Source organism: Bradyrhizobium sp. WSM2254 (assembly GCF_000472645.1).
Classification (GTDB): domain Bacteria; phylum Pseudomonadota; class Alphaproteobacteria; order Rhizobiales; family Xanthobacteraceae; genus Bradyrhizobium; species Bradyrhizobium niftali.
This window is the reverse complement of sequence record NZ_AXAB01000003.1, coordinates 61576-82460: the sequence shown is the minus strand read 5'-3', so window position 1 is coordinate 82460 and position 20885 is coordinate 61576. Positions and strand designations below refer to the sequence as shown.

Annotated in this window: 21 protein-coding genes; 7 read left to right on the top strand and 14 right to left on the bottom strand. The window is 64.8% G+C overall.

Annotation, left to right across the window (positions count from 1 at the left end; all coding sequences use genetic code 11):
- Positions 1-39: 39 nt before the first annotated feature.
- From fabF to gmk, 4 genes are all read left to right on the top strand, one after another.
- Positions 40-1305, top strand: a complete 1266-nt coding sequence (gene fabF, locus A3M7_RS0105295; RefSeq protein WP_027542984.1) for a beta-ketoacyl-ACP synthase II — start codon at positions 40-42, stop codon at positions 1303-1305.
- Between the two features lie 125 nt (positions 1306-1430).
- Entirely contained in the window at positions 1431-2708 is a 1278-nt protein-coding gene (gene mltG, locus A3M7_RS0105290; protein ID WP_027542983.1) for an endolytic transglycosylase MltG, read from the top strand.
- A gap of 116 nt (positions 2709-2824) precedes the next feature.
- Complete coding sequence (locus tag A3M7_RS0105285; protein WP_027542982.1) at positions 2825-3712, top strand: YicC/YloC family endoribonuclease; 888 nt, start codon at positions 2825-2827, stop codon at positions 3710-3712.
- A gap of 3 nt (positions 3713-3715) precedes the next feature.
- Positions 3716-4375, top strand: coding sequence for a guanylate kinase (gene gmk, locus A3M7_RS0105280; protein WP_027542981.1), 660 nt, complete (start codon positions 3716-3718; stop codon positions 4373-4375).
- Here gmk and A3M7_RS0105275 read toward each other — a convergent pair.
- The 14 genes from A3M7_RS0105275 to lptF form a co-directional block, all read right to left on the bottom strand.
- On the bottom strand, positions 4308-5528 hold the full coding sequence (locus A3M7_RS0105275; protein ID WP_027542980.1) for a hypothetical protein: 1221 nt from the start codon (positions 5526-5528) through the stop codon (positions 4308-4310). The genes gmk and A3M7_RS0105275 overlap by 68 nt on opposite strands.
- A 792-nt stretch (positions 5529-6320) precedes the next feature.
- A complete protein-coding gene (locus A3M7_RS43730) occupies positions 6321-6827 on the bottom strand; it encodes a hypothetical protein (protein ID WP_156936826.1) in 507 nt (168 codons plus the stop codon).
- Between the two features lie 400 nt (positions 6828-7227).
- Positions 7228-7563 (bottom strand): hypothetical protein, encoded by a 336-nt coding sequence (locus tag A3M7_RS0105265; RefSeq protein ID WP_027542979.1) that lies wholly within the window; start codon positions 7561-7563, stop codon positions 7228-7230.
- 357 nt (positions 7564-7920) lie between these two features.
- Positions 7921-8166 carry a hypothetical protein gene (locus tag A3M7_RS0105255; protein WP_245284199.1) on the bottom strand — a complete coding sequence of 82 codons (246 nt, stop codon included), beginning with the start codon at positions 8164-8166 and terminating at the stop codon, positions 7921-7923.
- Positions 8167-8197: 31 nt separating this feature from the next.
- A complete protein-coding gene (locus tag A3M7_RS49540) occupies positions 8198-8374 on the bottom strand; it encodes a hypothetical protein (RefSeq protein WP_198033705.1) in 177 nt (58 codons plus the stop codon).
- A 41-nt stretch (positions 8375-8415) separates the two neighbouring features.
- Complete coding sequence (locus tag A3M7_RS49535) at positions 8416-8607, bottom strand: hypothetical protein (RefSeq protein WP_198033704.1); 192 nt, start codon at positions 8605-8607, stop codon at positions 8416-8418.
- Between the two features lie 199 nt (positions 8608-8806).
- A complete protein-coding gene (locus tag A3M7_RS0105240; protein WP_027542976.1) occupies positions 8807-9037 on the bottom strand; it encodes a hypothetical protein in 231 nt (76 codons plus the stop codon).
- 74 nt (positions 9038-9111) lie between these two features.
- Positions 9112-10170, bottom strand: coding sequence for an alcohol dehydrogenase (locus tag A3M7_RS0105235; protein WP_027542975.1), 1059 nt, complete (start codon positions 10168-10170; stop codon positions 9112-9114).
- Positions 10171-10268: 98 nt separating this feature from the next.
- Complete coding sequence (gene rsmA, locus A3M7_RS0105230) at positions 10269-11123, bottom strand: 16S rRNA (adenine(1518)-N(6)/adenine(1519)-N(6))-dimethyltransferase RsmA (protein WP_025576090.1); 855 nt, start codon at positions 11121-11123, stop codon at positions 10269-10271.
- Positions 11123-12160, bottom strand: coding sequence for a 4-hydroxythreonine-4-phosphate dehydrogenase PdxA (gene pdxA, locus A3M7_RS0105225; RefSeq protein WP_027542974.1), 1038 nt, complete (start codon positions 12158-12160; stop codon positions 11123-11125). Before pdxA ends, rsmA begins: the two co-directional genes overlap by 1 nt.
- Positions 12160-13086, bottom strand: coding sequence for a peptidylprolyl isomerase (locus A3M7_RS0105220; RefSeq protein WP_027542973.1), 927 nt, complete (start codon positions 13084-13086; stop codon positions 12160-12162). The genes pdxA and A3M7_RS0105220 overlap by 1 nt, the downstream gene beginning before the upstream one ends.
- 68 nt (positions 13087-13154) lie before the next feature.
- The gene (locus A3M7_RS0105215; protein ID WP_027542972.1) at positions 13155-15641 is read right to left on the bottom strand and encodes an LPS-assembly protein LptD; all 2487 of its coding nucleotides are present in this window, start codon (positions 15639-15641) and stop codon (positions 13155-13157) included.
- Positions 15641-16738: an LPS export ABC transporter permease LptG gene (gene lptG, locus A3M7_RS0105210; RefSeq protein ID WP_027542971.1), complete on the bottom strand. Its 1098-nt coding sequence runs from the start codon at positions 16736-16738 to the stop codon at positions 15641-15643. Before lptG ends, A3M7_RS0105215 begins: the two co-directional genes overlap by 1 nt.
- Positions 16735-17904 (bottom strand): LPS export ABC transporter permease LptF, encoded by a 1170-nt coding sequence (lptF, locus tag A3M7_RS0105205; protein WP_027542970.1) that lies wholly within the window; start codon positions 17902-17904, stop codon positions 16735-16737. The genes lptG and lptF overlap by 4 nt, the downstream gene beginning before the upstream one ends.
- A 338-nt stretch (positions 17905-18242) precedes the next feature.
- Here lptF and A3M7_RS0105200 point away from each other — a divergent pair, with 338 nt between their 5' ends.
- The 3 genes from A3M7_RS0105200 (at position 18243) to A3M7_RS0105190 (ending at position 20843) form a co-directional block, all read left to right on the top strand.
- Entirely contained in the window at positions 18243-19742 is a 1500-nt protein-coding gene (locus A3M7_RS0105200; RefSeq protein WP_027542969.1) for a leucyl aminopeptidase, read from the top strand.
- A complete protein-coding gene (locus tag A3M7_RS0105195; RefSeq protein ID WP_027542968.1) occupies positions 19739-20191 on the top strand; it encodes a DNA polymerase III subunit chi in 453 nt (150 codons plus the stop codon). The genes A3M7_RS0105200 and A3M7_RS0105195 overlap by 4 nt, the downstream gene beginning before the upstream one ends.
- Before the next feature lie 166 nt (positions 20192-20357).
- Positions 20358-20843, top strand: a complete 486-nt coding sequence (locus A3M7_RS0105190; protein WP_027542967.1) for a hypothetical protein — start codon at positions 20358-20360, stop codon at positions 20841-20843.
- Positions 20844-20885: the final 42 nt, after the last annotated feature.

Genomic DNA, 20885 nt, shown 5'->3' with positions numbered 1-20885 from the left:
GCTATTGGCCGTGAGTCTTTCGATGCGGAGTTTTCGGATATGAGGCGGGTTGTCGTCACGGGTCTCGGCATGGTCTCGCCACTCGGCTGTGGCGTCGAGCCGACCTGGAAACGCATCCTCAACGGCGAAAGTGGTGCGCGCAGGATCGAGAGCTTCGATGTCTCCGATCTTCAGACCAAGATCGCCTGCACGGTGGTGCGCGGCGACGGGTCGAACGACACCTTCAATCCCGACAAGTGGATGGAGCCGAAGGACCAGCGCAAGGTCGACGACTTCATCATCTTCGGCATGGCCGCGGCCGGCCAGGCGCTCGACGATGCCAACTGGCATCCCGAAACCGAAGAGGACAAGTGCGCGACCGGCACCATGATCGGTTCCGGAATCGGCGGCCTCAACGGTATCGCGGAAACCGCCATCCTGCTGAAGGAGCGCGGCCCGCGCCGGGTGTCGCCGTTCTTCATTCCGGGCCGCCTGATCAATCTCGCCTCGGGCTATGTCTCGATCGCGCACGGGCTGAAGGGGCCTAACCATTCGGTGGTCACGGCCTGCTCGACCGGAGCACATGCGGTCGGCGATGCCGCCCGCCTGATCGCGCTGGGCGATGCCGACGTCATGGTCGCCGGTGGCGCCGAGTCGCCGATCAGCCGTATCGGCATCGCCGGCTTCAACGCCGCGCGCGCGCTCTCGACCGGCTTCAACGAGACACCCGAGAAGGCCTCGCGTCCCTACGACAAGGATCGCGACGGCTTCGTGATGGGCGAGGGCGCCGGCGTCCTCGTCCTGGAAGAGCTCGAGCACGCCAGGCGCCGCGGCGCCAGGATCTATGCCGAAGTGATCGGCTATGGCCTGTCGGGCGATGCCTATCACATCACCTCGCCGTCGCCCGACGGCGATGGCGGCTTCCGCAGCATGGCGGCAGCGCTGAAGCGCGCCGGCCTCACGGCAGCCGATCTCGACTACATCAACGCGCACGGCACCTCGACGCCGCTCGGTGACGAGATCGAGCTCGGTGCGGTCGAGCGTCTGCTCGGCAATGCCGCCTCCAAGGTCGCGATGTCCTCGACCAAATCGTCGACCGGCCATCTGCTCGGCGCGGCCGGTGCGATCGAGGCGATCTTCGCCATTCTCGCGATTCGCGATAATGTCGTGCCGCCGACCATCAACCTCGACAATCCGTCGGTCGAAACTGCGATCGATCTCGTGCCGCACGCGGCGAAGAAGCGAGAGGTCAACGTAGCGTTGTCGAATTCTTTTGGTTTTGGCGGTACCAATGCGTCGGTGATCGTCCGCCGTTTGGTCAATTAGTTTGTGTTTGAAGCGAATCCACCGTTTTGCCGTATTCGGCGATAGTCATGGTAGTGGGCGCGTGCATTTGGCAGGGCAAACGATTGTCAGGCCGCGGTTGAACCGGCAGGATTCAGGTTGCTTCGATGAGTGAAAGGCCGCCCATTTCGCCCCGGAGTCCGCGGGCAGCGCTCGAGCCCGAGCAGGTCCCGCCGCCGCCGAAGCGATCGGACCGCGCGCGCAATCCCTTTGTGATCGTCGGCAACGCCATCATCACGCTCCTCCTGATCTCCATGATCGGTGCGGGCGCCGTGTATTACTACGGCCGGCAGGTGCTCGAAACGGCGGGTCCGCTCAAGGAAGACAAGATCGTCAACATCCCGCAGCGCGCCGGCAAGCGCGACATCGCCGAGACGCTGAACCGGGAAGGCGTGACCGACGTCAATCCCTGGGTGTTCATTGCAAGCGTGGCCGCGCTGAAGGCGAGTTCGGACCTCAAGCCCGGTGAGTATTCGTTCCAGAAGAACGCGTCCTTGCGCGACGTCATCGCCACCATCGTCGAGGGCAAGGTGGTGCAGCATGCGGTCACGATTCCCGAAGGCCTGACCTCGGAGCAGATCGTGGCACGGCTCTCCGACAACGATATCTTCACCGGCAGCGTGCGCGAGCTGCCGCGTGAGGGCACGCTCTTGCCCGAGACCTACAAGTTCCCGCGCGGCACCACGCGCGAGCAGGTGGTCCAGCGCATGCAGCAGGCGCACAAGCGCGTGCTGGCCGAGATCTGGGAGCGTCGCAACCAGGACATTCCGGTCAAGACTCCGGAGCAACTGGTGACGCTGGCCTCGATCGTCGAGAAGGAGACCGGCAAGCCCGACGAGCGCAGCCGCGTCGCCGCCGTGTTCACTAACCGGTTGAAGCAGAGGATCAAGCTGCAGTCCGATCCGACCATCATCTACGGTCTCGTCGGCGGCAAGGGGACGCTGGGCCGCCCGATCAAGCGCAGCGAGATCACGCAGCCCTCGCCCTACAACACCTATGTGATCGAGGGCCTGCCGCCGGGCCCGATCGCCAACCCCGGCCGCGCCTCGCTGGAAGCCGCCGCCAATCCGGCCCGCACCCGCGACCTGTTCTTCGTCGCCGACGGCACCGGCGGGCATGCCTTCACCGAGACCTACGACGCGCACCAGAAAAACGTCGCCAAGCTGCGCGCGATGGAGAAGCAGATCCAGAACGACACGGTCGAGCCGGCCGAGGATGCGCAGCCGCCGGCAGCCGCTGCGCCCGGCGCTGCCGACACGCCGACCGCGACGACACCGGCACGGCCGAACCAGCAGAAGAAGCCGCCGGCTGCTCCTCGCCCCGCTGGTCCCGCTCCTGCCCGGCAGGGCGCGGTGCAGCCCTCGCCGCCGGTGGTCCAGCGCTAGGCCGCGCGCAGACCTGCCTACGGGACTTTGTGGATTCCACTTTCCGGCAAAATAGTCTTAAGATTCGCGTGCCTTGATGGCCTCGCGAATCCTGTGTTTCTGGAGAATTTGACCTGATGGCGCTGTCGTCCATGACCGGCTTTGCCCGAAGCCACGGCGCTAGCGGGCCGTACACGTTCGAATGGGAATTGAAGTCGGTCAACGCCAAGGGCTTTGACCTCAGGGTGCGGCTGCCGCAGGGGTTTGACGAGCTCGAGGCGTATGCCAAGAAGCGCGCGGGCGAGCTTTTGTCGCGCGGCACCGTCTACGCCAATCTCACCGTCAAGCGCACCAATGCCGCCGCCACGGTCCGCGTCAACGAGGACGTGCTCAACGCCGTCCTCAGGGCCGCCGCGGTGATCGCCGGCAGGGTCGATGCGGTGGCGCCGAGCGTCGACGGCCTCCTTGCCATCAAGGGCGTCGTCGAGGTCGCCGAGCCCGAGGGCGACGAGGAGGAGGACAAGGCGGCGCGCACTGCTGTGGCCGAGGCCTTCGACAAGGCGCTTGCCGATCTCGTCGAGATGCGCAAGCGCGAGGGCACTTCGCTCGGGCAGATCCTGACCCAGCGGGTGGACGAGGTCGAGCAACTGGCGAAGAAGGCCGAGGCCGCGCCCGGCCGCAAGCCGGAGGCGATCAAGGCCAGGCTCGCCGAGCAGATCGCTGCGCTGCTGGACACCTCCGACCGTTTCGATTCCGACCGCCTGATGCAGGAGGCGATCCTGATCGCGACCAGAGCCGACATCCGCGAGGAGCTCGACCGCATCGCCTCGCATGTCGCGCAGGCGCGCGAGCTGATCGGCAAGGGCGGCCCGATCGGGCGCAAGCTCGATTTCCTGGCGCAGGAGTTTCACCGCGAGGTCAACACCTGCTGCTCGAAGTCGAACGACATCGAGCTCACCAATACGGGGCTCGCCATGAAGAACGTGGTCGAGCAATTTCGCGAGCAGGTCCAGAATCTGGAGTGATCGATGACGACGGACGGTCACGGAACTGACGGTGTCGAGCGGCGCGGATTGATGTTCGTGCTGTCCTCGCCGTCGGGCGCAGGCAAAACGACGCTGTCGCGTTTGTTGATCGAGCGCATGCCGGGCCTGCGAATGTCGGTCTCGGCGACCACGCGGCCGATGCGGCCCGGCGAGGTCGACGGCCGCGACTATCTGTTCGTCGACAAGCCCCGCTTCGAGGCGATGGTGAAGGACGACGAGCTGCTGGAATGGGCGACCGTGTTCGACAACCGCTACGGCACGCCGCGCGCGCCGGTCGAGGCGGCGCTATCGGCCGGGCAGGACGTGCTGTTCGACATCGACTGGCAGGGCACGCAGCAGCTGCGCGAGAAGGCGCGCGCCGACGTCGTCAGCGTGTTCATCCTGCCGCCGTCGGCCGGCGATCTCGAGAAGCGGCTGCATTCGCGCGCGCAGGATTCCGACGAGGTGATCCGCAAGCGCATGAGCCGTGCCAGCCACGAGATGAGCCACTGGGCCGAGTACGACTACATCGTGATCAACCACGACGTCGACGAGGCCTTCGCCGAGGTGCAGTCGATCCTGAAGGCCGAGCGCCTCAAGCGCGAGCGGCGGATTGGCCTCGTTGGTTTCGTGCGAGGTTTGCAAGGCCAGCTGCAGGGGTAGAGCCAAGGTTAGAGCCAAGGCCAGGCTGCTTCAGCCGCGGCCCTTCCTGCAGCAGCCGTTCCAGCATCGTGGTGATGATGTCGATGTTGACCGCATCCTCATCGCGACCGGCCGGCTCTTCATTGCTGTCGGCCTGGTCGGCTGCGAGCCGCGGTGCGCGGGCCTCGATCTCGAATTCCCTGTCGAATGCCGCGATCTCGGGCTCGCCGGATTCCGCGACTTCGGTGACGCCAGCCGGCTCGTGCGCTTCGATCATATCGATCTTGCGGTCGATTGCGGCGAGCTGTGCCGCCTGGGGCCGTGCGGCGTCGAAGTCGATCGGACGCGGCGGCTGCGCGCGCGGTGTGACAGCCGGCATCGCTGTGAGCCACGGCGCGCGGTCCTCGTCCTGGTTCTGCGGCTCCCGATCGTCCCAGTTCACGCGGCGGTGGTCGTTCGCCCGGACGCGGACGCGCGCGCGCCCGCCGGCGAAGCGGTAGACGACGCTGGCGAGGATGCCGGCAATCGCCAAGGCGCCGCCGATCACGAGCAGGAGCGTCTGGAGCGAGCCGGTTGGCTTGTCGGCGGGAAGTTCGGCTGCGGCGAGTGCCATCGGGGCGGGGCCCTTTGCCGGCTTCGTGTTCGGCTGGGTCGCGGGGGCGGGCGCCGGCTGCGGCGCGGGCGCAGCGGATGTCGTGGAGGCATCGGGCCAGCGCGCGGCGACGGCGGGCTGTTGCGCGTTGTTATCGGCGATGGCGCCCGGCGGCTGTTGCGTGACCGGCGGTGCACTCGTTGCGGCCGGCGCAGGCGCGGTCACGTTCGGCGAGCCCGGTGCGGCACCGATCTGCGGTGCAATGTATTCTGCGCGCGCGTTCTGCACCGATGGCGTTGCGGCTGAATCTGCGTCTGGTGTGTCGGCCGTCGCCTGCGCGCTCTGCGTCGCCTTTCCGCCTTCGGCACGCAGGTACCAGCACTGCCGCTTGGTCGCGCGATCGAGGCGATAGTGCCAGTGCTGTCCCTGCGGCGCGGTGCTCTTCGGCGAGGCGAGGCAGTCGGCGGCCGCATTGGCCGTGTTCGATGCGCTCGGCGCGTTCTGCGACACGGCAGCCAGTGGCGCGCCGGCAATGATGCTGCCGACAAGCGCGGATATGAACTTTGCGGTGCGGTTGCCCATCCTGGTCTCCCGATTACGCGACGCAACTATTAACCATTCCTTTCTCTTCAAAGAGTTGGGTGGCAATGAGCCGCAAATCCGGAGAGGATGAGGCTTAAATCGGGCCTGCGCGGCGGTCGTTCCGCCGCGAAATCAGGCATTTTGCCGGCGCTGTTGCCTGGTCGAGTTCCAGGTTCCCGAGCAAGTTGGAGCGGCGGAAGGTCTTGGAACCGCTGCGCGGAGCGGGGGCGTATGGAACGGGCAGTGACCATGGCTCCACAGTCTCGCGGCAGGTTCTGCCCGAGCCTTCGAAGGATGGCGGATGTGAGTGCAACCGTCCAATGACATAGATCAAGACGAGGACGGCAGAGCGAGTAAACTTTCAATTCTTGGGGCAGTCCAAGTAAGGGAGGTAGTCATGATCTCTCGACGGAAGCTGCTTTCTTCTTTGGGCTTGGCGACTGCAATAGCCGCGTTCCCGACCGTACTGATGGTCCCTGACGCGGAGGCGCAGACCGCTGGTATGGAGAGGCGTCAAGATCGACGTGAGGGACGCCGCGAGCGCCGCGAGGATCGTCGTGACGCGCGCCAAGTGCGCCGCGAGGGTCGCCGTGAAGCGCGCCAAGTGCGGCGCGGAGTTACGACGGCGCCGGGAGTTACGACGGGGACAGCTAAGTAGCTTGGCTAGAGCGTAGTGGGTCGATAGGTCATCATCTCCGCTCATCGTCCCGGTGCAGCGCCTGCAGTAGTTCGCGTGCATGAAGGGAAGAAATGATCGAGATGTGGCACGCTGCATCCTTCTACTCAGCGGGCCTAGCGCTTCGTCGTTAACCTTCCGGCGCCCTCCGCACGGTCGTCCGGGTCCTCTGATGGCGTATCTTTTTCCAAGTTCGCAACCGCCGACCACATGGCAGCTTGTACTTTTGCTGTATCAGCGTTGATCTCACTTATGCGACGCTTATCCGTGGCGTCATAATATAGAATACGCAGATCGATATAGCTTCGCAGCAAGTGACGTACGCGTGCTGCGACTTCCGCAGGCAATAAGTCGGCCCGCAAATATTCCGTGCCTATGGCGTTTGCCTCAGCTTCTTCCAGATTTTTGCGCTGATCATACCTGCTGACCGCCATCGCGAAGCTAAAGCCAATGATGAGGCCAAGAAGTGTCAGAGCCGCTGCCCTAAGGAGGTCAAAGTCCGCTCGCTCTTCGCTTCTAAGCGGGCGCAACCTTCGCCGACAAAGGTCGCCAACATATGCTGCAATGGCTTGCACCAAAAAAATGGCAACAAGTGCAGCATAAGGAGAGTCAACTTCACGCATTCGTCCCCTCAGTACATGTGCATCGCAGTACCTGAAGTCCGCTTTGGGCCCAGACCGTGTGAAAACTCAAAAACTCGAAGCTGGACGAGGAAGCTGAACGAGAATGATGGTTCTTAAATTCGATTTCGAACTTGAATGGGCTTGCGGTGTGCTATCCGCTAGTCTGTTGAATTGGCTGAGCGCCTCCGCGTCCCTGAACACCAAGCCCGTCTGCGAGTTGGTGTTGCTACGCAACACCGCTGGTCACCGCCACGGTCGAAATGAGTGTGGCGAAAAAGTAGACCAGTTTGGAAAACTTGAGCATTGCCGGTCCCCGGTGAAGTCTCAACCTTTGCAATTTTCGAACCGGCGCATGTTCAGCGGGGGCGTTTCGCGACCCGATGCGCATCGTTCCTTATTCTCATTCGCAGCCCGTAATGCGCTTCACCGCCTTCGCGTACTTGAGATGAAGCGAGTTATCGGCGGGATCAGAATGGGCATTGCGGCCCGACCTGCGATCCGACTCCAAGCAGGTCTCAAGATCGAATCTCAGATGCGAACAGGCCCCCATGGCATTTTTCTCCGAGTCTTCACTCGATTGTCCGAATCCAACATAAGTCTGAACGTTGCCAGCATCAGTATCGGCTACCGACACGATATTAATTTCGGAAATGTAGTAGGACGAGCACGGCGCGGCAGCACCCTCGGCGCGAGCCATTAGCATTCCAAACATCAGGATCAGTAGGGCGCGCTTCATTCTCTGCCCCCGAATCAGAGAACGTTATTGAAGGAGAACGTTGTCGCACACGCGAACGCCGCGGCCGCGTTGGCAAATTTGCTCACCTGCCTCATGGCTTCCTCCATTACTTGCGCCCTTTCGAAGGACATGACTTCGCCCGCGCAATGCGTTGATCTGCGTCAACAAAATCTGTCATTTCGCGACTGGTCTGCCCCCGTCCTGTTAGGGTGTGAGAAATGACCATTTAGATCTGCGCTTCCGGAAGCCGATGTCACGTTTGGGTCGTTCGCGACCGGGTTCGCCAGCGGCAAACCCGGGACGGAGCGGGAGATGGCTTCCTGGCGAGAGCCAAGCGAAGGAGCGAAACTGCGAAGCCTATTTCCACACGCGCGCCAGCGTCAGCGCCAGCAGCCCCAATGCGGCACTGATGAGACCCACCATCACGTAGGATTGCGCGAACACGCCGGTCTGGATGAAGACCTGGCAGGCGATGGCGAAGCAGACGGCCGCGAGCAGCAGGCAGGCGCAACCGGCGGTGATCGAGAGGTAGCGTATCGCGGCCGCGACTGGCCTTGCGGGTGATGCGGGATCGGTCATGCAGAATGACAACAGCGCAGCCAACGGCGGGTTCCTCCGCTGCTGCGCGCAAGCATCAATCGCGTGCGCAGCAATCGACGAGCGCGCGCCAGATGCGCCGGATCTCGACCGTCCTCTGAAGCTCCAGGACGTGGTTCTCGCTCGCTTGGGAGGATGTAGCCTCAAGGCGGGGTTCGCGCGGTTCGATCCAGCGTTCGGATATGGGATCGTACCACTTGCCGAGATTGACCACGTTCGTTTCTCCTCGTCTCAATCCCCCCGTTGTCTGGTCGCTTATCCCATGCGCCTGTTGCTTGTGTTCTGGGTCAGGTTGCCGTGCGCCGCTTGCTCGCGAATATTCGGCTTCTCGTCGTCGCGGTGGCCCTTGGTGGTGTCGACCGGGATCGACGGCGCGCTGCCGGCGCCCTTGTGGCTCTGGTTTTCTTCAGGAACAGGTTGCACTGTCTTCGTCAGCGGCTTTGTCATCAGCTCTGACTCCGTCGTTGCCTTCACGGGAGACAAACGCGCCCGAGGCGCGCGACGTTCCAATGTCAGGCCGAAGTGATCGGCTGGTGATCGGGATGATGGTGTGGCGAAGCGGGAGCTTCCTGTCTTCATCGAAGGGGCAGGCATTGGGCTCGATGGGGGGCGCATTTGCCCGAATGGGGCCCGGCGGTATCGCCCGTCACCCGAAGCGGGCTTCCTGCGACGGCCGGCTCTTCGCCGCGTGGGCACGCCAGGTATCGATCGCTCTGTTCGCGAGCATCAACTGCCGGCGTTCGCCGGTCTTGAGCTGGGCTTCGATGGCGTCGAGAAGGACATTCGCTGTCTCGTCCGGAGGGCCGAGCTCTCCGCTTCCCTCCAGGAAGCTCCAGGCGATGAAGAATGCGCTCTCGACGGTGCAGCGAATGGACATGCACTACCAACGCAGCGCGGCTGACGCCGTTCCGCGCGGCGGGCGAAACTTGCGTCCGGCCGCCGCGGACGGTGTCAGTTCTTCAGCACGATGCGGCCGACCACCTTGCCGGCGCGCAATTCGTCGATCCATTTCTGGACGTCGCCCATCGGCTCCTCGCGCATCGGCGTCGGCTTGATCTTGCCGGCGCGGGCGAGCGCCATCAGCTCCTGGGCCTCCGCGAGCGTGCCGACCATGAAGCCTTCGATGGTCATGCGCTTGTAGACCCACTGCACCATCGGCAGCGTGAACTGGCCGCCCATCAGGCCGGAGACCACGATCTTGCCGCCGCGCGCGGCGACCGCGACCGCAAACGCCATCGACTTCTCGTTGCCGGCGAAATCGACGATCTCGTCAAAACCGCCGTCGGTCTCCTTGAGGATGCGCCGGATCACTTCCGGTTCGGCCGGGTCGTAGGCGACCGCGGCGCCGTTCTCCAGCGCGGTCTCGCGCGCGGCCGGCGAGAGATCGGCGACCGTGATCGGCTGCTTGAACATGGCTTGCGCGAACGACAGGCCCATCATGCCGACGCCGCCGAGGCCGATCAGCAGCAGGTTGCGCTGGCGCGGACGGTCGACCAGACGCTTGAGCGCGCCGTAGGCGGTCACGCCGGAGCACATCAAGGTCGCGGCCTGGTTGACGGGCAGGGGATCGTAGTCGAGCAGATATTTCGCGTCGGGCACCAGCACGTGGGTCGCAAAGCCGCCGTCAATGGAGACTCCGAGGAAGCGTTGCTTGACGCAGAGGTTCTCGTCGCCATTCTTGCAGTCGCGGCACTGGCCGCAGCCGATCCACGGAAACACCGCCTTCTTCGCTCCGACGAGGCCGGCCGGAACGTCAGGGCCGACTTCATCGACGACGCCGGCGATCTCGTGGCCGAGCGTGAAGGGCAGCGTCATGCCGCGCGTGGTGTCGAGCTTCTTGCCGCCGCCGAGATCGGCATAGCCGTCCTGGATGTGCAGGTCGGAATGGCAGAGGCCGCAGCGCTCGATGCGCACGAGGACTTCGCGGCCTTGCGGCTTGGGCGTGTCGACGATGGTCTCGCACAGCGGCGCATCGAACTTGACCAGGGACTGCCGACGCATCAACGCCATTTTCTTTCCTCCGGAATTTTCGCCGAAGCGTGCGCTTCGGCTCGTTATTTGAGCATGATCTGGTCGGAAAACCGCTTCACACTTTTCCGGATCATGCGTCAGGTTTCGGCTCGTATATCCGCCAATTCACGCGCCATGGCAACAAAGCCCGATATCGGAACGGTCTCGGCGCGCCGCGTCGCATCGACGCCGGCGGCCTGCGCAAGCCGTGCCGGATCGACGCCCAGCGATTTCAGGCTCTGCCGCAGCATCTTGCGGCGCTGGCCGAAGGCGGCGGCCGCGACCTGTTCGAGCAGCTTGCGATCGCAAGCGAGAGGCTCGGTGCGCGGCACCAGGCGCACGACGGAGGAGGTCACCTTCGGCGGCGGCACGAAGGCGGACGGCGCAATGTCGAACAGGATCTTGGTCTCGCAGCGCCAGTTGGCGAGCACGCCGAGGCGGCCATAGGCCTCTTCGTCCTCGCGCGCCACGATGCGCTCGCCGACCTCGCGCTGGAACATCAGGACCATCATGTCGTACCAGGGCGGCCACGGTTCGGTGGTGAGCCAACCGATCAGAAGCTGGGTCGCGATGTTGTAGGGCAGATTGGCGACGATTTTTGCGCGTTCGCCATTGAGCAGCGGGCGCGGGTCGAAGGTCATGGCATCGCCGTGGACGATCTCGAGCCGGCCGGGATAGCGCGCGGAAATATCCTGCAAGGCGGGGATCGCGCGCTCGTCATGCTCGATGGCGATGACGCGCCTGGCGCCGAGCGCAAGCAGCGCACGCGTCAGGCCGCCCGGGCCCGGGCCGATCTCGACGATGGTGGAGTCATCCAGCGGCGCGGCCGCGCGCGCAATGCGCGCGGTGAGGTTGAGATCGAGCAGGAAATTCTGGCCGAGCGATTTGCGGGCCGACAGCGCGTGCTGGCGAATGACCTCGCGCAGCGGCGGGAGGTCGTCGATCGCACTCATCAGGTTTTGGCAGCCGCCATGCGGCTGGCGAGTTGAAGCGCTGCAATCAGACTCGCCGGATTGGCTTTGCCGGTGCCGGCGATGTCGAAGGCGGTGCCGTGATCGGGCGAGGTGCGGATGAAGGGCAGGCCGAGCGTGACGTTGACGGCGTCGTCGAAGGCGACCGTCTTGATCGGGATCAGCGCCTGGTCGTGATACATGCAGACCGCGCAGTCGTAGCTGTTGCGCGCAGCCTCGTGGAACATGGTGTCGGCGGGCAGGGGGCCTCTTGCATCGATGCCGTCATTGCGCAACGCCTTGAGCGCCGGCGCAATCACCGTCTGCTCCTCGTGGCCGAGCGAGCCGTCCTCGCCGGCATGCGGGTTGAGCCCGGAGATCGCGATGCGCGGCCTCGTGATGCCGAAGCGGGATTTCAGCTCGGCCGCGACGATGCGCACGGTCGAGACGATCAATTCGCTCGTCAGCTGGGACAGCGCGTCGCGCAAGGAGACGTGGATCGTCACGGGCACCACGGCGAGCCGCGGCGACCACAGCATCATCACCGGCTGCGGCACGCGGCCGTCCTCTGCGGCGAGCTCGGCGAGGAATTCGGTGTGGCCGGGATGGCGGAAGCCCGCGCGGTAGAGCACGCTCTTGGCGATCGGGTTGGTGACGACGGCGCCGGCGCGGCCGGCGCGGACATCGGCCACCGCCTGGCGGATCGAGGCGAGCGCGGCCGGCGCGCTCGAGGCGTCGGGCTGGCCGGGTTCGGCCGTTGCGCGCTCGCCGGTCGCAACCACGGGCAGGGCCTCGGTGAAGGCGGCCGCGGCCTCGCGCGCGGTCACGGAGGCGATCCGGATCTCGGCGCCGAGCGCCTTACCCAGCGTCTTGTCTAGCGTCTTGGCGCGTCGCGCGATCAGCGCCTCGTCGCCGAGCAGGTAGAAGGCGGGCAGGTTCAGCTCGCGGCGCCGGAGCCAGGCCGCAATCGTGATGTCGGGGCCGATGCCGGCAGGCTCTCCCAGCGTCAGGGCGAGGGGCTTTGCTGCGTGGTTGGCCATCAGCGGTTGCGATATTCGATCATCGCCGCCTTGCGGAGCTCGTCGAGATAGGCCTTCTGGGTCTTCTCGTACTTCTCGGTGTACATCTTCTCGCGGATCTCGCGCTTCTTCGGCGTGTCGATCATGGTCGGCTTGCGCGAGCACAGCACGACCATCTCGATGCCGGCCTTGGTCACCTCGGGCGCGGTGAGATGGCCGATCGGCGTGTCGTCGAGCACCTTGCGCAGTGCATCGGGCAGTTCTGCGGTCGTCTTGGTGACGCTGTCGCGGATGGTGGCGTTCGGTGTCGAGCGGAACAGCGAATTGGCCTCCTCGCAGCTCGCAATGCGCGAGCGGTAGGTCTCGGCTTCCTTCTTCCGCGTCTCCAGGAAGGTCGGGGAGGAGCCGCGCGGCACGATCAGCACGATCGGCTGCATCTTGTATTCGGTGCCCTCGATCTGGAGCTTGTCGCCGGTCTGGGCCTGCACAGCCTGCGCGACGTCGCGCTCGCCGACCATCAGCTTCTCCTTGAAGCGGCCGCGCACGAGGCTGGTCCAGACCATCTCGGACTTCATCCGGGCCTTCAGCGTTTCGGGGCGGACGCCTTTGACCTCGAGCGACTTGGTCAGCTGATCCGTCGAGATGCGCATGCGCTGCGCCATGCCCTCGTAGGACTGGTTGACGTCGGAGACGCCGGGATCGACGCCGTACTTCTTGCCTTCCTTCAGCTTCACCCTGTCGTCGATCAGCTCGTTGATGACGTCCTGCCGGCTCGGGGTCTTCTGCGTCGTCAGCTGGTCGAGCTTGGAGCGCTGGTCGATGTCGAAATCGGTGATCGGATCGCCGTTGACCATGACGACGATGTTCTGCGCGCGCGCCGGCGCGGCGGCCAGAAACAGGGCGGCGAGGACGAGGAGGAGGCGGAATATAGGCAAAGCAGTCGTCATTTTTATCGCTCGCATGTCAGCCGCGGTGAACCTGCGATTGGGAAAACGCGACCGGCACTTCAAACCGTTTACTGGAGGACGCCGGAACCGCTGCTCGTCGACGAGGTCGCCAGCGTACGCAGCCCAATCTGGAACATGAACGCATGGCTCAGGACGGGCGGCGTCGTGCCCGCGGAGTAGCTATACGAAGTTACATAGTTCGCCGCCAGCACGAAGCAATCGTCGACATAGCCCGCGCCGAGCACATACTGGTTGATCTTGTTGGCCTCGAGGTCCCAGCGTGCCGAGCCCGACACCACCCAGTTGGTCGCGACCTTGAGCGAGCCCGTGGTCAGGATGCCCTCGCGGCGCGTCAGATAGCCGAGTTCCGGCTGCGGCGCGTAGTTGCCGTACATCATGGCGATCGACCAGCGATCGAAGTTGGCGCGGCCTTCGGCCTCGAAGCGCTGGACGTTCCAGGTCTGCTCGTCCATGCGGGAGCGGACGCTGAACGTGTAGGTGCGGTTGGGCGAGTAGGCGAGGCTCGCCACGTAGTCGGAGCGGGGCTTGTCGAGGCCGGAATCCAGGCCCGTGTTGATGGAGTCCTGGACCGCGTAGGAGTTCATGCCGAACAGCTGGTAGGACTGGCCGAACAGTGCCTTGACGGCGCCGCCCTTGTCGAACTGCGTGGTCGCCTGCACGCCGACATTGGCGCGGCCGCCGCCCTCGACGCGGTCGTAACCGGAGAACTTGTCGACGTTGAACAGGTTCGAGGTGTCGAACACCACGCTCTGCGCGTCCTCGTTCGGCAGCTTGCCGGCATAGGTCTCGTTCGGGCGGATGATGATCTGCGCGATCGGCTCGACCGTGGTGGAGCCCCAGGGCTGAACGTTGATGAAGGGATAGCGGTATTCGAGGCCGACGGTCGGCATCAGGCGGAACGCCTGGGTGTCGCCGACCGGCAGGTAGTTCGACACGCCCGGCTGGTTCGAGACCGATGAGTTGATCGCATCGGCGCGGAGGCTGACGAACGGCGTCCAGATCTGGCCGAGCGGGTCGGTGAAGGATTTGCGCCACTGCGCTTCCGCCGACAGGCGGGTATAGGTGCCGGGGAAGCCGCGCAGCAGGCACTGCGACGGCGTGCGCGCGAGCGGATCGGCCGACGCCGTCGTGCACAGGCTGTTGGTGTTGGCGAGCGTCGTGATCGGATCGAACACGGCGGTATCACGCGACAGGTTCACGAAATTGGTCTTGTAGCTGAACTCGCCGCCGAAGACCGGATAGTTGAGCACGTTCGAGTAGTCGATCACGGGGTAGACGATCGGCACCTGGCTCTGGTTGCCCGAGTAGCTCAGCCAGTACATCGTGCGCGCGTCGAAGAAGCTGCGATTGCCGACGCCGGTCAGGTAGAGCTGCGACATCGCGTCGGTCGGCAGGATCAGGAACGATCCGAGCGGGTCACGGTACTGCGACAGGCGGTAGTCCGAGAAGAAGTAGTAGTCGGACATGACTACGCCTTCCCAGCCCCAGACCCATTTGTCATTCAGCGCGAACTGCCCCTTGGTGTCGACCGCGCCGCGGAACTCGCGGTCGCCGGGCTGACCGGCGAGCGCGCCCGGGTCGAGCTGGTTGATGCCATAGGCGCGGATCTGGTAGGCGCCATCCAGCAGGCGCTGGCGGAATTCAGCCTGGAATAACACGCCCTGCCGGGACGTGATGCGCGGGTTGAGGGTCATGTCCATGTCGGGCGCGATCGCCCAGTAGAACGGGACTTCGACGCCGTAGCCGAACGGCGTATTCGACGAGTAGGACGGCATCAGGAAGCCGGTCTTGCGCTTCACGGTCGGGTCGGGCGTCGAGAAATAGGGCATGTAGGCGAGCGGCACGCCGAAGAATTCGAGCTGCGCCGTCTCGAAATACAGCATCTTCTCCTGCTGGTCGTGGATGATGCGCGCACCCTTGACCTGCCACAGCGGCGGCTTCTTCGGATCGTCCTTGCACGGCGCGCAGGCCGTGTAGACGCCGTTCTCGAACACCGTGTAGTTGCCGCTGGAGCGGTCGGCGCGGCTCGCGGCCATGCGGGTCTGGTCGGCGGTGTCCACGCGCAGCGAATCGACGAAACCGTCGCGGTAGTCGTCCGAGAGATCCATGATCTCGGCATAGGTGATCTTGCCGTCGGCATCCGTCATGCGGATGTTGCCTTCGGCATGGAGCCGCTTGGTCTTCTGGTCGTAGATGACCTTGTCGGCCTCGACGCTGGTGCCGTTGTAGAACAGCTGGACGTTACCGACCGCGGAGACGCGCGAATTGTTGTAGTCGTAGTCGACCTCGGTCGCCTGAACCAGCATCTGGTTGTCGTTGGCGACCTTCGGCGGCTTCGGACGCGGCGGCAGCGGATTGTAGGTGAAGCTCTGGGCGGAGGCCGGCGCCACGGCGGCAAGGTCGATCAGCGCCCCGAGCGAGGCCGCAGCGACGACAGCGAGCAGCAGCCTGCGAACGGACAAGCCGCACCCGTTCGCGCGCACCACGGTGCGGCGCGTCAGACGAGACACGGGCCCTCGACGGACGGCAGTCACTAACCGTCCTCCTGATACAACAAGGCCAAGAAGCCGGTGAGGCCGCCCACCACCACGGGCAACCACGCCGCAGCGATCGGATGCATCAACTCAGCCTTGCTCAAGTCTTCAGTCACTTTCGACAGAACGTAGAGCAGAAAGCCTGCGCCCACGCCACTCAAAACCATCTTCTGCACGCCGCCCATCCGGAAGAAGCGCAACGACACCGAGGCCGCGAGCATCACCATGGCGGCGAGCAAAAACGGCTGCGCCAACAGCTTGTGATACTGGAGTCGATAGCCGGCTGTCGCGAAGCCTGAGCTTTCGGAGGAGCGGATGTAGCTCGGTAGTTGCCAAAAGGACACAGTCTCGGGTGTGGAAAAGCTGTTGCGGACCTGGGCCTCGGTCAGCGTCGTTGGAATCGCCAGGACGGCCTGCTCGATCGGCGGCGCGTCGAGCGAGAAACGGCGGACGTTCCTGAATATCCATTGTCCGGCTTCGAGCTCCGCCTCGCGCGCCTCGATGCGCTCCTTGAAGTGCTGCTCTGTGTCAAACCGGAACAGCGTGAGCCCCGTGAGCCGGACACCCTGCTGCTCGCTGCGCGCCGCATTGATGATCGTCTGGCCGTCGTTGGTCACCTGGTTGAGCCAGAAGCCGGAGGCGTCCTGGATGCCGCCGCCCGGCGCCGAGCCGAACAGCTCGGCCTCCATGCGCTTGGAGAGCTCGCGCAGATTGGCCGACATCGGATTGTAGGCGACGGTTGCGATCACCCCGATCAGGAGCGCGCTGCCGAGCGCCGGCGAGATGAACTGCCAGGCGGAGACGCCGGCTGCGCGCGCAACCACGAGCTCCAGCCGGCGGGAGAGGGCGAGATAGCAGGTCATGGCGCCGATCAGCATGCAGAACGGCGTCAGCTTCTCCAGCAACTGGGGCACGCGAAACAGCGAGGTTTCGGCCACCATGATCGCCGAGGCGGATGCAAGGCCCGACGTCTTGCGCACCATCTCGATGTAGTCGACCAGCACCAGCAGCAGGAAGATGCCGGCGAACACGCCGAGCGCCGCGACCACGAAGCGGCCGGCGAAATAGCGCCCGAGTGTGTTGGTGAGCATGCTCATGCGGTGGCCGGCCGTCCGAACAGCCGTGCGATGCGCGCGTTCGACCTGTTGATCGCCTCCATGAGGCGGGGCGGCGGCTCGACCACGATGCCGCCGACGATCATCCACATCCCGACGCCGATGGCGCCCAAAACCATCGCGTATTGGACCAGCACAGCGCCCGGCGACTTCACCGCCATCACCGAGCAGGCGAAGCCGGCCATCCGCAGGCCGAACACCGCGACGACGGACGAGCCCATCGAGAAATTGCGGCTCTGGCGGGTGGTGCGCGGCGCACCGAGGAAGGCGAAGGTCAGAACGGCAAAGGCGAACGGATAGATCGGCGCCAACAGGCTGTCATGCAGGGCCGAGCGGAACTGACCGGGGATCTGCTTGTAGACGGGATCGTCCTCGGACGGCGAGAACAGCTCCCAGAGATAGCGCTCGCGGATGCCGAGAGTGACGTCGCGGCCCTGGCCCGAGAACTTCGACATGTCGAAGCCGTAACGGCCGAACGCCACCAGCGCGGGATCGCGTTTGCCCGCCTCGAAGCGCTGGAGATTGCCCGTCTCCAGCACCAGGAACGAGCCGTTGTCGTTCTTCACGACCTCGCCATGCTCGGCGACGATCGAGACGCGCTCGTTGGGATCGCGGCGGTCGTCGATGAAGATGCCGGCGAGAATGCCGCCGGGCTGGCGTTCGCGAATCCGGATCGTCAGGTTCTTGTCGAGCTGGGCGAAGCGGCCGGGCTGGAGGATGTTGGTGAGCACGTCGGCGGTGATCTCGGCGTCCCACTGCTTGATCCGCCGCATGCCGTCGGGCGCCAGATAGGCCGCGATGAAGGCGACCAGCAGCGCCACCACGCAGGTCGCGTAGAAGAACGGATAGAACAGCCGGAACGGCGAGAAGCCGGCGGCATTCATCACGATGATCTCGGAATCGGTCGCGAGCTTGTTCAGCGTGTGCGAGATCGCGATCATCAGCGCGATCGGCGAGATGATCAGGACCAGCGCGGGCACGACGAGACTGGTGATGCCGAGGAAGGTGAGGATGGTTTGACCCTGGCTCGTCATCAGGTCGATGCCGCGCAACGCCTGCGTAATCCAGATCACGCCGGTGAGGCTGACCAGGACCAGCGCAAACGACGCCAGCGTCGTGCGGAAGATATACCTATCGATTGACCCCATGCGCTACCGCACGAATCCCACCAAAGCCCCAATGCCGGCCGAAGTTCTGCCGTCCAACCAATCCCCGAAAGGGGATCCCCAAGGTCGGACAAACAGCTCTTAGCCAGCTTACCCTCTCACTACCATCCCTTTGATCCGTCAACAAAATGGCTGGCCCATGGCACCCTCAATATATGGTTAATATTTCGCTCGTTGTGGCCTGGCGGCCACGGGCGGTGCTTGGCATCTGCCCGGCCGGTGGCCCATAGTGGGGAAAGTCCAGTGAATCGCCGTTCAGCGCCGGCCCGTGGCCGGAACCGTCGAGCGGCAAAAAGCCCCATGTTTTGGAGGAGTTACCCATGTCCGATGCCATCAAGGTCGGCTTCGTCCCGTTGTCTGCCGCCGCCCGTGGCATCCTGGTCGTGTTCTGCGACGACGGTTTGAAGCTGGGCCCCGCGACCGCCAAGGCACTGGGCGGCGGTACCGAACTCGTGAAGCGGGCGGCCGCGGCCGCCGCCTTCAAGGGCAAGAGCGGCGCCGCGCTGGACATCCTGGCGCCGGAAGGGGTGAAGGCCACCCGCCTGATCGTGATCGGGGCCGGCAAGGCGACGGGCCTGAAGGCGAACGACTTCCTCAAATTCGGCGGCGTGGCGGCGGGCAAGCTCTCCGCCGGTACTGCCGCCATGACCATTATGGCGGAACTGCCTGACGGCGCCATGACGAGCGAGCAGGCGGTTGCGATCGCCGCGGGCCTGCGGCTGCGCGCCTACAAGTTCGACCGCTACAAGACCAAGAAGAAGGACGGCGAGGAGGGCGGCTCACGCGCCGACATCTCGCTTGCGGTGGGCGATGTCGCCGCGGCCAAGAAGGCGTTTGCCTCGGCCGGCCACGTCGTCGACGGCGTGATCATCGCGCGCGACCTCGTCAACGAGCCGCCGAACGTGCTTTTCCCCGAGGAATTCGCGCGCCGCGCGAGCCTGCTCCGCAAGCTCGGCGTCAAGGTCGAGGTGCTCGATGTCAAGGCGATGGACAAGCTCGGCATGGGCGCGCTGCTCGGCGTCGGCCAGGGCTCGACGCGGCCGAGCCGCACCGTGATCATGCGCTGGGAGGGCGGCAAGAAGGGCGAGGCCCCGGTCGCCTTCGTCGGCAAGGGCGTCTGCTTCGACACCGGCGGCATCTCGATCAAGCCGGCCGGCAGCATGGAAGACATGAAGGGCGACATGGGCGGGGCTGCCTGCGTCGTCGGGCTGATGCACGCGCTTGCGGCGCGCAAGGCCAAGGCCAACGTTGTCGGCGCCATCGGCCTCGTCGAGAACATGCCGGACGGCAATGCGCAGCGGCCGGGCGACATCGTCACCTCGATGTCGGGCCAGACCATCGAGATCATCAACACCGACGCCGAAGGCCGCCTCGTGCTGGCCGACGTGCTCTGGTACGTGGCCAAGAAGACCAAGCCGAAATTCATGGTGGACCTGGCGACGCTCACCGGCGCGATCGTGGTCGCGCTCGGCACCGAGCATGCCGGCATGTTCTCCAACAATGACGAGCTCGCCGACCGGCTGCTGACGGCCGGCATCGAGAGCGGCGAGAAGGTCTGGCGCCTGCCGCTCGGCCCCGAATACGACAAGCTGATCGATTCCCAGTTCGCCGACATGAAGAACACCGGCGGCCGCCATGGCGGCTCGATCACCGCGGCGCAGTTCCTCCAGCGCTTCGTCGACGGCACGCCCTGGGCGCATCTCGACATCGCCGGCACCGCCATGGGCGCGCCGAAGACCGACATCAACCAGAGCTGGGGAAGCGGCTACGGCGTCCGCCTCCTGAATCGTCTGGTGGCAGATCATTACGAGCGCAAATGACGGAAGTGCTGTTCTACCATCTGCAAAACATGACGGTGGAGAGCGTGTTGCCGCCGCTGCTCGAGAAATCGCTCGAGCGCGGCTGGCGCGTCGTGGTGCAGTCGACCTCGGAGGAACGCGCCGATGCGCTGGATGCGCATCTGTGGACCTATCGCGACGATTCCTTCCTGCCGCACGCGGCATGGCGCGTGAACGATGCCGCCGACCAGCCGATCGTGCTGGCGATCGAGGAGGGCAATCCCAACGGCGCCCATGTCCGCTTCCTGATCGACAACGCCGCGCTGCCGCAGGACGCCCAGGGCTATGAACGCATGGTGCTGCTGTTCAACGGCGACGATCCGGACGCGCTGGCGCTCGCCCGCAGCGCCTGGACGGATTGCAAGGCGCGGGGATTTGATGTCACCTATTGGCAAGCCGACGAACGGGGCCGGTGGCAGCGGCGGAATTAGCGGTCGTCAGCAATTAATGATAATTTGCACTTTTCGGGTAAGGCTGGTCTTGGCCACCTTGGTGCCGCAAAGTGATGTTGGGACAATCGTTTAGGGCTGGTCCTTCACGCGGGGAATTTAGTTTATCGTGCGACATCAAAAGCTTCCCGGCTCGCTCATAGTTGCGTTGGCTGCGCTAGCACCGCTGGTCGCGGGCTGCTCGGGCGCGAGCGATCTGCTGTCCAAGGATGCCCAGTGGTTCAACACGCCCAGCCGCCTGTTCATCAAGAGCATCTCGATTGAATCGCCGCCGCTGACCCCCGACAAGCCCGTAACGGCGGAAGATCTGGTTAGCGCCGACGGGGCCTGTCCCGGCATGGCGCCGCCTCCCGGACCGGCTGATGCCAATGCGTCGACGACGGCGCCGATGGGCGGCACGGTCGCGCTCGGCCACACCGAATGCGACGTGGTGCGCGGCATCGGCGCGCCCTCGACCGTCAACCTCTCCAATGATGCCATCGGCCGGCGCGTCGCCGTGGTCACCTGGACCACCGGCCCGCGCGCCGGCATCTATACCTTCACCGCCGGCCGCCTGTCCTCGATCGAGGGCACGCCGGAGGCGCCTGTCATGCCGAAGGCGACCAAGCCGAAGGCGAAGAAGAAGTCGGCGTAAGGCGAGCGCGGGACGGCTATGGCCGTCCTTGCATTGCATATT